Genomic DNA, 11146 nt, shown 5'->3' with positions numbered 1-11146 from the left:
CTTGTGCTCCTGGTTGGGCCCTTCCTTCGTCAGGGTTCCTTCACTCCGGTCTCGCTCCGTGGGCCCGCGCCGAACGGACATCCATGTCCTGACGGCGCTCTCGCCGCATCCATGCGGCTCGACCCACTCCGCGAGACCTGCGTTCAGCCTGCACCAAAGTCGCGATTGGCGGTGTTTGGGCTTTTTGCGTTTGAAGATCAAAAGCAGATCAAAAGCTTGCCGGCTGAAACTGGTCCCAAGGGGTGTCCGCGGTGCTTTTTAGTGGGACCGGCTTTAGCCGGGAAGGGGCCGGCGTGAACACCGTAAATTTTAAACGTGCGCTCACCCGTCGGAGGCTGCGACTGGGCGTTGAAGAGATAAGTGGGAGTGAGGATTTACAATAATCGAACAGGACGTTCTAAGGAAGCTAGGGCGTAAAGCCCTAGCGCAGTGCAGTTATCACTTTTTCTTTTTTGCAGGCTTGTCGGCTTTTTCTGCCTTGTCGGATTTCTTGGCCTTCTCTGGCTTGCTATCCGCCTTCTTTGCAGCTTTTTTTGGCTCAGCCGCTTTCTTGGTGTCTTTCTTCGCGTCTTTCTTGTCGGAAGACTTCGAAAGCGCCGAGGCTGCCGCTGATTTCTTTTCCGGAGAGGACTTTTTGTCCTTCAAATCCTTGCTGGCCTTCGAAGCTTCACCTTTGGTTTTCTTGTCGTCTTTAGCCACGTTAACCACCTCTCAAAGAGTGCCGGTATTAGCACAAGGCCTGTGGGAATCTCCACACGCTGATCATTAGGCGAAGCGGCTTGAAAGCGGTTCAATCTTTTTAAGCACCGGACGCAAAAATGACATCTGCCGCAGATTTACCTGCGCCTGAAACGCCGGTTCGCGGGAGAGGCCCGATCACAATCAGCGAAATACCCAGCGCCTGAACTGGCCCCTTCCCGGCTAAAGCCGGTCCCACTAAAAAAGCATACCGCGTCCACCTTTGAGACCGGCTTCAGTCGTTGCCTTTGCCGTTGCTTTTGATCTTCATACGCAGAGAGTTCAGACGACAGCAATCGCGACTTGGGTGCAGGCTGAACGGAGGTCTCGCGGAGTGGGCCGAGCCGCATGGATGCGGCGAGAGCGCCGTCAGGACATGGATGTCCGTTCGGCGCGGGCCCACGGAGCGAGACCGGAGTGAAGGAACCCTGACGAAGGAAGGGCCAAACCAGGAGCAAGCACCCTTGGTTACTTGGGGTGCTTTTTCCAAGTAACTCGCCGAAGGCGAAACGTTCTGCCGTTAGGCAGGACCTATCTATGCATCTCTGCGTATGGGGAATCAGCATTGGGACTCGGCTGACCACTCATCGGAGGTCACATCCAGAAGGCTGAGTAGTTTTGACAAGCATTCTCATTAACATTAGTATCCCTCGCATTGAGCCAATCACTCAGCGACGGTTTCTTATATGTATGTCTGCCTCTGCCAAGGTGTTACCGACGGACAAATCCGTGAAGCAATCATGGAAGGATGCTGCAGTTATCGTGACGTCCGCGAGACCCTGGGTGTCGCCAGCAAATGCGGCAAATGTGCCTGCCTGGCGAAGGAAGTGGTGCGTGAAACCCTGACCGAGCTGCAAACCAGTCATGCCGCCCTCGCCTACCCCGCAGAATTTTCAGCTGCCTGAATTACCGATTTCAAACAAAACCGGACACTGTCCGGTTTTTTTATGCCTTTCATTCAATCGCTTAGCAACAAGATGCGGAACACAAACATTCTTATTCCTATTTATTTTCACTTATTATTCAATAACTTAGGTTTGACAGAGTTATAGAGGGGGCTCAGACTTGCCGCCTGTATTACCTATACCTTCGACAGGACCCGATCATGAAAGGCGACATCACAGTCATCCAGCATCTCAACAAGATCCTCGGTAACGAGCTGGTCGCGATCAATCAGTACTTCCTGCATGCGCGCATGTACGAAGACTGGGGCCTGAACAAGCTGGGCAAACACGAGTACCACGAATCCATCGACGAGATGAAACACGCTGACAAGCTGATCAAGCGCATCCTGTTCCTGGAAGGCCTGCCAAACCTGCAGGACCTCGGCAAGATCCTGATCGGCGAGCACACCAAGGAAATGCTTGAGTGTGACCTGCGCATCGAGCGCAAGGGCCACGCCGACTTGAAAGCAGCCATCGCGCACTGCGAAACTGTTGGCGACTTTGGCAGCCGCGAGATGCTGGAAGACATTCTGGAATCGGAAGAAGAGCACATCGACTGGCTGGAAACCCAGCTGGGCCTGATCGACAAGGTCGGCATCGAAAACTACCTGCAATCGCAGATGGGCGAAGAAGACTGATTCCAGTCTCGGACATCGTCTTAAAGCATCGCCCAATAAAAAGCCCCGCTTCTCGGCAGAGAGCGGGGCTTTTTTGCGACTGCCGAAATCAGGCAGTGGCGTTCTTCGCAACAGCGTCTTTCACCAGTTTCTGCAGCGAACCGTCGGCCTGCATTTCAGTGATGATGTCGCTACCGCCGACCAGTTCACCACCGACCCACAGCTGCGGGAAAGTTGGCCAGTTGGCGTACTTCGGCAGATTGGCGCGGATTTCAGGGTTCTGCAGGATATCGACGTACGCGAACTTTTCGCCACACGCCATCAGTGCCTGAGAAGCCTTGGCCGAGAAGCCGCACTGCGGAGCATTCGGAGCGCCTTTCATGTAAAGCAGAACGGTGTTGCTGGCAATCTGATCTTTGATCGTTTCGATAATATCCATGGAGCACCTCGGCTAAACTTTACGACTGTATGTGTCGACACGGTGGCGCATTCTAAACGATTCCCGAGCATAACGCTCGGTCTTGGCCTTGATCGCCCCGATGACCGTCATGCCGCCGCAACCGTAACCGGCACCCCGTTCAGCACGGCGTTACCGGAAACTCCGTCCAGCGCCCGCTCGTCAGTCAGGTCATTCGCGCTTTCACCTGGCTGTGCCGCCGCGATGTCCATTTTCACGCCCGGACGACCGTGGCCCCAGCCATGGGGCAGGCTGACGACCCCGGGCATCATGTCGGCGCTGCCCATGACCTCGACCTCGATCACGCCGACCCGCGAGCTGACCCTGACCCGCTGTCCGTCCACCAACCCTCGGCTGAGCAAGTCGTCGGGGTGCATCAGCAACTGATGCCGCGGCTTGCCTTTCACCAGACGATGGTAATTGTGCATCCATGAATTATTGCTGCGCACATGGCGCCGACCGATGAGCATGAGGCCATCGGCGTGCGGAGCCGGCTGCGCGGCGAAGCGAGCAAGATCGGCAAGGATCACCGGCGGCGCGGCCTGCACGCGCTGATTGACCGTTTTGAGGCGCGCAGCGAGGTTGGGCTTGAGCGGGCCAAGGTCCAGGCCGTGGGGATACTGCGCCAGTGTTTCCAGGGACAACTTAAACGGCGAAGCATCACCATACAGCCCGGCGCGCAGACCGCGATCGACCATCTGCGCCGGCGGCATCGTCGGTTTCAGCTCGCGACCGGTTTTCAGTGCGAACGCCTGGGCGAGGCCGACAAAGATTTCCCAGTCGTGCAGCGCGCCTTCGGGCTTGGCCAGGATCGCGCGGTTGAAGCGGGTGACGTTGCGCACGGCGAACATGTTGAACGTGGTGTCGTAGTGGTCGTTTTCCAGCGCGGACGTCGATGGCAGGATGAGGTCTGCGTGCCGCGTGGTTTCGTTGATGTACAAATCGACGCTGACCATGAATTCCAGCCCTTCAAGCGCGGTGTCGAGCTGACGGCCGTTGGGTGTCGACAACACCGGGTTGCCCGCGACCGTAACCAGCGCCTTGATCTGCCCTTCTCCAGGGGTCAGCATTTCCTCGGCCAGTGCAGACACCGGCAGCTCGCCGCCGTACTCGGGCAGTTGCGAGACGCGGCTCTGCCAGCGATTGAAGCTGCCGCCGGAGGTCGACGCCACCAGATCCAGCGCGGGCTCGGTGCACAGCGCACCGCCTGCACGGTCGAGATTGCCGGTGACCAGATTGATCAGTTGCACGAGCCAGTGGCAGAGCGTGCCGAACGCCTGAGTGGAAATACCCATACGCCCATAACACACCGCACTTTCGGCGGCGGCGAAGTCCCGCGCGAGCTGCCTGATCTGCTCGGCCGGCACCCCGCATCGAGGGCTCATCGCGTCGGCGTTCATCTCGCTGACCGCCGCGCGGACATCCTCCAGGCCATCAACGGCAAGGTGGCTTTCACGGGTCAGGCCTTCGGCGAACAGGGTGTGCAGCACGCCGAACAGAAACGCTGCGTCGCCGCCCGGACGGATGAACAGGTGCTGATCGGCGATCGCGGCGGTTTCACTGCGTCGCGGATCGACCACGACGACTTTGCCGCCACGGGCCTGAATCGCCTTGAGGCGCTTCTCGACGTCCGGCACAGTCATGATGCTGCCGTTGGACGCCAGCGGATTGCCGCCGAGGATGAGCATGAAATCGGTGTGGTCAATGTCGGCGATGGGCAGCAGCAGGCCGTGGCCGTACATCAAATGACTGGTCAGGTGATGGGGAAGCTGGTCTACAGACGTTGCGGAATAACGATTGCGGGTTTTCAGCAGCCCTAGAAAATAATTGCTGTGGGTCATCAGCCCATAGTTATGCACGCTGGGGTTGCCCTGATACACCGCCACCGCGTTCTGACCATGGCGCGCCTGAATGTCGGCCAGGCGCTCGGCGATCAGATCAAACGCGGTCTGCCACTCGATCGGCTGCCAGTCGTTGCCAATGCGCTGCATGGGCTGCCGGAGGCGATCGGGGTCATTCTGGATATCTTGCAGCGCGACGGCTTTGGGGCAGATGTGCCCGCGACTGAAGGTGTCCTGCGCATCGCCCTTGATCGAGGTGATCAGGGTGGTGACGTCGTCCTGCAGGGTGGTTTCGAGGGTGAGGCCGCAAATCGCCTCGCACAGGTGACAGGCACGGTGGTGGAGAGTCTTGGTCATCGCCAGTCTCGAGTTTTTATAGGGCGATCAAGCCGATCGCGGATACAAAACTATGGGACCTGTCCGGGCGATGCGCCAGAAACGTCAGTGCCGTGAATCGGGCTGCATCAGGCGAGCCGATAGCTCACCCGATGAAGGAAGCGTCACTCAGGAAGCAGCGCCACCGATGGGCGTGACCACCTTGCGCTGCATCTGCACCTCATGAACCGTTTCGATCTGCTCCTGAGACACCTGGATGCCGGTGAGTTCGCCGATCAGCCGCCAGTGCTCGTCGAGTCCGGCGCTGATGGTTGCCATGCGATCGATCATCCGACGCCCCGCAGAACGTGTGACCTCGTCTTCGCTGCGCATCAGTTCGAACGACATCGACGTCATGGACGCCGTGAGGTGCGTAAGGGTTCGAGCCGTGAGCCCGAGCAGTTCCGTCAGTTGTTGCTCTTTTGAATCCATTCCCCACCTCTTTGGAGGACATAAGCCGCCTTTATAACCCACGCCGATGGTTTAGGAAACGTCCGGGTTTCCGCGGCGTGAAGCATGTCGCATAAGGCTGCACAGTGGTTTGCGACTGTTACGGATCAGGCAGTAATCGCAGCGACCCCAAAGGGTGTCACATGCGAGCGATCTGATCAGGACTAATGCGATGGCGAAAGGCCTGCGCAGAAACATGACTGTAGCACTTCGTTACATGAAAAGCGTCCTGCGAACGCCGCTTTCAGGCTACCGAACGTCCGACGACGATTTTCCGTCACGGCGGGCCTTGGCATCAGGCGACATTTTCTTATACCCTCGCGCCTTCCCTATTCGTCGCCCCGTGCGGCTTTCGCCGCAGGTCTCGCCCGTTTTTCCGAAAAAAACCCGGCTTTGAGGATCTGCGGTCTGTTGCAGACAAGGTAGTTAATGATGAGCGCAAGGCACTTTCTCTCGATGATGGACTACACCCCCGCTGAGCTGGTCGGGGTGATTCGTCGCGGCGTTGAGCTGAAGGACCTGCGAAATCGAGGCGTGCTCTTCGAGCCGTTGAAGGGCCGCATCCTGGCGATGATCTTCGAGAAATCCTCGACGCGGACCCGTGTCTCGTTCGAAGCCGGGATGATCCAGCTGGGCGGCCAGGCCATCTTCCTCTCTCCTCGGGACACCCAACTGGGCCGTGGCGAGCCGATTGCCGATGGCGCCCGGGTCATGTCGCGGATGGTCGATGCCGTGATGATCCGGACCTTTGCCCACAGCAACCTCACCGAATTCGCCGCCTATTCCCGCGTGCCGGTCATCAACGGCCTGTCCGATGACCTTCATCCCTGCCAGTTGCTGGCCGACATGCAAACATTCCTCGAGCATCGCGGTTCCATTCAGGGCAAGACCGTGGCGTGGATCGGCGATGGCAACAACATGTGCAACAGCTATATAGAAGCAGCGATTCAGTTCGACTTTCAGTTGCGGGTCGCCTGCCCGGAAGGCTACGAACCCAGCGCGCATTTCCTGGCCCTGGCGGGTGATCGCGTGACCCTGACTCGTGCCCCCCACGAAGCGGTGAAAGGTGCGCATCTGGTCTCCACCGATGTCTGGACGTCGATGGGGCAGGAAGAGGAAGCCGCCAAGCGTCTGGCCCTGTTCAAGCCGTTCCAGGTCACCCGCGAAATGCTCGACCGCGCGGCTGAAGACGTGATTTTCATGCACTGCCTGCCAGCGCACCGTGGCGAAGAGATCAGCGAAGACTTGCTGGATGACCCGCGTTCGGTGGCGTGGGATCAGGCCGAGAACCGGCTGCATGCGCAGAAAGCCCTGCTTGAATTCCTCGTGGCGCCGGCCTTTACTGCCCCATGAGCCAGCCCCTGCTGCTGACCCTGCATAACCTCGCCTGCGGTTATCAGGACCAACGGGTGGTGCAGAACCTCAATCTGCACCTGAATGCCGGCGACATCGGTTGCCTGCTGGGTTCGTCCGGCTGCGGCAAGACCACCACCCTGCGCGCCATCGCCGGTTTCGAGCCGGTACACGAAGGCGAGATCACGCTGGCCGGCGAGGTCATTTCGCGGGCCGGCTTTACGCTGGCCCCGGAGAAGCGCCGCATCGGCATGGTGTTTCAGGACTACGCGCTGTTTCCGCACCTCACGGTCGCCGACAACATCGTCTTCGGCATCCGCAACCATCCGCGCCAAAAGCAGGTGGTTCAGGAGATGCTGGAGCTGGTTAACCTGGGCGCACTGGGCGCGCGTCACCCCCACGAACTTTCCGGTGGACAGCAGCAACGTGTGGCGCTGGCCCGCGCACTCGCGCCGGAGCCGCAGTTGTTACTGCTGGATGAGCCGTTTTCAAACCTGGATGGCGAGTTGCGTCGGCGCCTGAGCCAGGAGGTGCGCGACATTCTCAAGGCCCGTGGCACCAGCGCGATTCTGGTGACCCACGATCAGGAAGAAGCCTTTGCCGTGAGCGACCATGTCGGCGTGTTCAAGGACGGTCGGCTGGAACAGTGGGACACGCCCTACAACCTCTATCACGAGCCGGCGACGCCTTATGTCGCCAGTTTCGTCGGACAGGGTTATTTCATTCGCGGGCACTTGATCGATGCCGAGTCAGTGCAGACCGAATTGGGCGTGCTGCGGGGCAATCGTGCCTACGCCGGCGCGCGCGGCACCCCGATGGATGTGTTGCTGCGCCCTGACGACCTCATTCATGCGCCCGACAGCCCGATCAAGGCCCGCGTTGCGAGCCTGACGTTTCAGGGCGCTGCCACTTTGTATCGCCTGCAACTGCCGACCGGCACGCAGCTGGAGGCGTTGTTCCCCAGCCACGTGGATCTGCGCGCCGGGGATCAGGTCGGCTTCGAAGTCTCGGCCGAGCATCTGGTGCTGTTTCCAACCTCGGGCAGCGTGCCGGTGCATCGAGACGTCGCGATCTGAAGGCCTGTCATTCTCGATCAGGCACCTTCAGCCCCGCATCAACTATCCAAGTATCAACGCGCCGCTGGCCACCAGCGTCGCGTACCCGCCAATCTTCACTCGGTCACCCTCCAGCCGGCAGAACAGCTCCCCTCCCCGCGCCGACGCCTGATAGCCCGTCAGGCTGAACTTGTTCAGGCGCGCCGACCAGTAGGGAATCAGGCTGCAGTGGGTCGAGCCCGTGACCGGGTCTTCATTGATGCCGATGCCCGGCGCGAAGTAGCGCGAGACAAAATCGTAGCGTTCGCCGTCACCCTTGGCAGTCACGATCACACCCGGCCACGGCAACCGCGCGAGGGCGGCAAAGTCGGGTTTGCAGTCGCGAACCGCCTGCTCGGATTCCAGTACCACGAGCAATTCCGCAGCACTCAGCACGTCGACGACGGCGGTGCCGAGAGCCCGCTCGATATCCAACGTCACCCCCTGTTCGGCGGGCGGCATCGACGGAAAGTCCAGGACCAGCCGATGACTTTCACGGCTCACGCTCAGCGGCCCGGATTTACCGGTGAAGTGAATGACTTCAGCCTTCTCGCCGTACTTCTCGAACAGCACGAAGGCGCTGGCGAGGGTCGCATGCCCGCAGAGCGGCACTTCATGGGTCGGGGTGAACCAGCGGATGTGCCAGGCCGGGGCTTCACGGACCAGAAAGGCGGTCTCCGACAAATTGTGCTCGGAAGCAATCTGCTGCATCAATTGATCGGAAAGCCAGGCGTCCAGGCGGTAGACCATTGCCGGGTTGCCTGAGAACGGGCGGTCGGTGAAAGCATCGACCTGATGGAATTCAAGCTGCATGGAAGGCATCCCCGTGTAAAGAAATGCGGCGACCCGGTTCGGGCGCTGCGGATCTGCGGCCAGCATCACCGCATGAAAGGGTCAGGCATTTCTGACGAACCTGGCGAATCATTCCCGGCCAATCCGGGCAAAGGAGGCACCGGTGTGTTGTGCAAGTACGGCGGCGGGCAGCTCGACTTCAAGCCCGCGTCGACCCGCGCTGACAAAAATCGTCGCGAAGGGTTGAGCGGACTCATCGATGAAGGTGCGCAGCCTTTTCTTCTGTCCCAGCGGGCTGATCCCGCCCAGGAGATAACCGGTGGCACGCTGGGCGGCGGCGGGGTCAGCCATCTCTGCTTTTTTTGCGCCTGCGGCATGGGCCAGCGCTTTCAGGTCCAGCGAGCCCACGACGGGGACCACCGCGACCAGCAGCTCGCCTTTTTCGGTGCTGGCCAGCAGGGTCTTGAACACCTGAGCGGGGGCCAGATCCAGTTTTTCTGCCGCTTCCAGGCCATAGGAGGCGGCTTTGGGATCGTGCTCGTAACTGTGCACGCGATGTTCGGCGCGAACCTTTTTCAGTAAATCCAATGCAGGGGTCATGCAGTGCTCCAGACAGCCAGACACTTTCTTGTTTGCTGCCGATACTTTAGGCCATCGGTTATCGAAATGCCTGCGTTTGCGCAGGACTTATCCACTAATATCGGCGACTTGAAACTTTCATCGATAAGGTTCGCTTTCGACCTTTGACAAGGTTCGTTTACGTCTATATTTTTTCGAATACGAATATCCCGCTTGCTTCCTTGACGCCATCCCGGTATTCAGTGCGCAAAGGCACTTGGCACAGGCAACAAAACGGACGGCAGTTTCCGGAATCTCGTTTCATCACAGGCATTCACCATGACCGACACCGAAAATAAGAATTACATCATCGCTCTGGATCAAGGCACCACCAGTTCCCGCGCCATCATTTTTGACCGTGACGCCAACGTGGTGAGCAGCGCCCAGAGCGAGTTCGTTCAGCATTATCCCCAGCCTGGTTGGGTCGAGCACGATCCGATGGAAATCTTCGCCACCCAGACTGCGTGCATGACCAAGGTGCTGGCCCAGGCCAACCTGCACCACAACCAGATCGCCGCGATCGGTATCACCAACCAGCGTGAAACCACGGTGGTCTGGGAGAAAGACACCGGCCGGCCGATCTACAACGCCGTGGTCTGGCAATGCCGCCGCAGCACCGAGATCTGTCAGCAGCTCAAGCGCGACGGTCTGGAAGACTACATCCGCGACACCACCGGTCTGGTCATCGACCCGTACTTTTCTGGCAGCAAGCTGAAGTGGATTCTTGACCACGTTGAGGGCAGCCGCGAGCGCGCCCGCCGTGGCGAGCTGCTCTTCGGCACTGTCGATAGCTGGCTGATCTGGAAATTTACCGGCGGCAAGGTGCACGTCACCGACTACACCAACGCCTCGCGCACGATGATGTTCAACATCCATACGCTGGAGTGGGATCAGCGCATGCTCGACGTCCTCGACGTGCCCCGGGAGATGTTGCCGGAGGTCAAGTCATCGTCCGAAGTCTACGGCCACAGCAAAAGCGGCATTCCCATCGCAGGGATCGCCGGCGATCAGCAATCGGCATTGTTCGGCCAGATGTGCGTCGAGCCGGGTCAGGCGAAGAACACCTACGGCACCGGCTGCTTCCTGCTGATGAACACGGGCAAGAAAGCCGTGAAATCCAATCACGGCCTGTTGACCACCATCGGCTGCGGTCCGCGCGGCGAAGTGGCGTATGCGCTGGAGGGTGCTGTATTCAACGGCGGCTCCACCGTGCAGTGGCTGCGCGACGAGCTGAAGATCGTGAACGATTCCATGGACACCGAATACTTCGCCACCAAAGTGAAGAACAGCAATGGCGTTTATCTGGTGCCTGCGTTCACCGGCCTGGGCGCGCCCTACTGGGACCCGTATGCACGGGGCGCCTTGTTCGGCCTGACCCGTGGCGTCAAGGTCGATCACATCATTCGTGCGGCACTGGAATCCATCGCCTACCAGACTCGCGACGTGCTCGACGCCATGCAACAGGACGCTGGCGAGCCGCTCAAGGCTCTTCGCGTTGACGGCGGCGCAGTGGCAAACAACTTCCTCATGCAGTTCCAGGCCGACATTCTCGGCACGCCGGTGGAGCGCCCGAAAATGCGCGAAACCACCGCACTGGGCGCGGCATACCTGGCCGGTCTCGCGATCGGGTTCTGGAGCGGGCTGGACGAGCTGAAGGGCAAGGCGGTCATCGAGCGCAAGTTCGAGCCGCAGTGCGATGACGCCGAGAAGGAAAAACTGTACGCCGGCTGGCGCAAGGCGGTGGACCGTACGCGCGACTGGGAACCCCACGAAGAAGCTGAATAAGCGCGATCCTGAACGGAGCGGCGGAAGCATTTTTTCCGGCTGACAGGTAATGGCTGCCTGCGGCATCATGGGCGCCCGTGCC

At 59.7% G+C, this 11146-nt stretch carries 11 protein-coding genes; 5 read left to right on the top strand and 6 right to left on the bottom strand.

The genetic code is table 11. The features are described from left to right. Positions 1 to 438 precede the first annotated feature (438 nt). A complete protein-coding gene (locus QMX88_RS03320; RefSeq protein WP_282366282.1) occupies positions 439 to 708 on the bottom strand; it encodes a hypothetical protein in 270 nt (89 codons plus the stop codon). 716 nt (positions 709 to 1424) lie between these two features. Here QMX88_RS03320 and QMX88_RS03315 point away from each other — a divergent pair. Beyond that, positions 1425 to 1643, top strand: coding sequence for a bacterioferritin-associated ferredoxin (locus QMX88_RS03315; protein WP_065992556.1), 219 nt, complete (start codon positions 1425 to 1427; stop codon positions 1641 to 1643). A 200-nt stretch (positions 1644 to 1843) separates the two neighbouring features. Further along, positions 1844 to 2320 carry a bacterioferritin gene (gene bfr, locus QMX88_RS03310; RefSeq protein ID WP_065992554.1) on the top strand — a complete coding sequence of 159 codons (477 nt, stop codon included), beginning with the start codon at positions 1844 to 1846 and terminating at the stop codon, positions 2318 to 2320. An 88-nt stretch (positions 2321 to 2408) separates the two neighbouring features. On the opposite strand, the gene grxD is transcribed toward bfr, so the two are convergent. From grxD to QMX88_RS03295, 3 genes are all read right to left on the bottom strand, one after another. Next, complete coding sequence (gene grxD, locus QMX88_RS03305; protein WP_065992552.1) at positions 2409 to 2738, bottom strand: Grx4 family monothiol glutaredoxin; 330 nt, start codon at positions 2736 to 2738, stop codon at positions 2409 to 2411. A 107-nt stretch (positions 2739 to 2845) separates the two neighbouring features. Next, a complete protein-coding gene (locus tag QMX88_RS03300; RefSeq protein WP_282366272.1) occupies positions 2846 to 4954 on the bottom strand; it encodes a molybdopterin oxidoreductase family protein in 2109 nt (702 codons plus the stop codon). 147 nt (positions 4955 to 5101) lie between these two features. Beyond that, positions 5102 to 5404, bottom strand: coding sequence for a hypothetical protein (locus QMX88_RS03295; protein ID WP_192171588.1), 303 nt, complete (start codon positions 5402 to 5404; stop codon positions 5102 to 5104). A 450-nt stretch (positions 5405 to 5854) separates the two neighbouring features. Between QMX88_RS03295 and argF the strand changes: the two genes are divergently transcribed. Both argF and QMX88_RS03285 read left to right on the top strand, forming a co-directional pair. Then, the gene (gene argF / locus QMX88_RS03290; protein WP_282366270.1) at positions 5855 to 6775 is read left to right on the top strand and encodes an ornithine carbamoyltransferase; all 921 of its coding nucleotides are present in this window, start codon (positions 5855 to 5857) and stop codon (positions 6773 to 6775) included. After that, positions 6772 to 7851 carry an ABC transporter ATP-binding protein gene (locus tag QMX88_RS03285; protein ID WP_282366268.1) on the top strand — a complete coding sequence of 360 codons (1080 nt, stop codon included), beginning with the start codon at positions 6772 to 6774 and terminating at the stop codon, positions 7849 to 7851. Before argF ends, QMX88_RS03285 begins: the two co-directional genes overlap by 4 nt. Before the next feature lie 42 nt (positions 7852 to 7893). On the opposite strand, the gene QMX88_RS03280 is transcribed toward QMX88_RS03285, so the two are convergent. Further along, on the bottom strand, positions 7894 to 8682 hold the full coding sequence (locus tag QMX88_RS03280; protein WP_282366267.1) for a PhzF family phenazine biosynthesis protein: 789 nt from the start codon (positions 8680 to 8682) through the stop codon (positions 7894 to 7896). Between the two features lie 108 nt (positions 8683 to 8790). Next, positions 8791 to 9261 (bottom strand): Cys-tRNA(Pro) deacylase, encoded by a 471-nt coding sequence (gene ybaK / locus QMX88_RS03275; RefSeq protein ID WP_192171592.1) that lies wholly within the window; start codon positions 9259 to 9261, stop codon positions 8791 to 8793. A 297-nt stretch (positions 9262 to 9558) separates the two neighbouring features. On the opposite strand from ybaK, the gene glpK reads away from it, so the two are divergent. Continuing rightward, a complete protein-coding gene (gene glpK, locus QMX88_RS03270; RefSeq protein WP_192171593.1) occupies positions 9559 to 11064 on the top strand; it encodes a glycerol kinase GlpK in 1506 nt (501 codons plus the stop codon). The last annotated feature ends 82 nt before the right edge of the window (positions 11065 to 11146 follow it).

It is taken from the genome of Pseudomonas sp. PS02290, from assembly GCF_029960075.1.
In the GTDB taxonomy this organism is placed as follows: Bacteria; Pseudomonadota; Gammaproteobacteria; order Pseudomonadales; family Pseudomonadaceae; genus Aquipseudomonas.
This window is presented reverse-complemented; position numbering and strand designations above follow the sequence as displayed.

What these genes read in the sequence shown, in the direction of transcription:
- QMX88_RS03280 (WP_282366267.1), bottom strand. Translation starts at nt 8,682, where the DNA reads ATGCAGCTTGAATTCCATCAGGTCGATGCTTTCACCGACCGCCCGTTC.
- argF (WP_282366270.1), top strand. Translation starts at nt 5,855, where the DNA reads ATGAGCGCAAGGCACTTTCTCTCGATGATGGACTACACCCCCGCTGAG.
- ybaK (WP_192171592.1), bottom strand. Translation starts at nt 9,261, where the DNA reads ATGACCCCTGCATTGGATTTACTGAAAAAGGTTCGCGCCGAACATCGC.
- grxD (WP_065992552.1), bottom strand. Translation starts at nt 2,738, where the DNA reads ATGGATATTATCGAAACGATCAAAGATCAGATTGCCAGCAACACCGTT.
- QMX88_RS03285 (WP_282366268.1), top strand. Translation starts at nt 6,772, where the DNA reads ATGAGCCAGCCCCTGCTGCTGACCCTGCATAACCTCGCCTGCGGTTAT.
- glpK (WP_192171593.1), top strand. Translation starts at nt 9,559, where the DNA reads ATGACCGACACCGAAAATAAGAATTACATCATCGCTCTGGATCAAGGC.
- QMX88_RS03300 (WP_282366272.1), bottom strand. Translation starts at nt 4,954, where the DNA reads ATGACCAAGACTCTCCACCACCGTGCCTGTCACCTGTGCGAGGCGATT.
- QMX88_RS03295 (WP_192171588.1), bottom strand. Translation starts at nt 5,404, where the DNA reads ATGGATTCAAAAGAGCAACAACTGACGGAACTGCTCGGGCTCACGGCT.
- QMX88_RS03315 (WP_065992556.1), top strand. Translation starts at nt 1,425, where the DNA reads ATGTATGTCTGCCTCTGCCAAGGTGTTACCGACGGACAAATCCGTGAA.
- bfr (WP_065992554.1), top strand. Translation starts at nt 1,844, where the DNA reads ATGAAAGGCGACATCACAGTCATCCAGCATCTCAACAAGATCCTCGGT.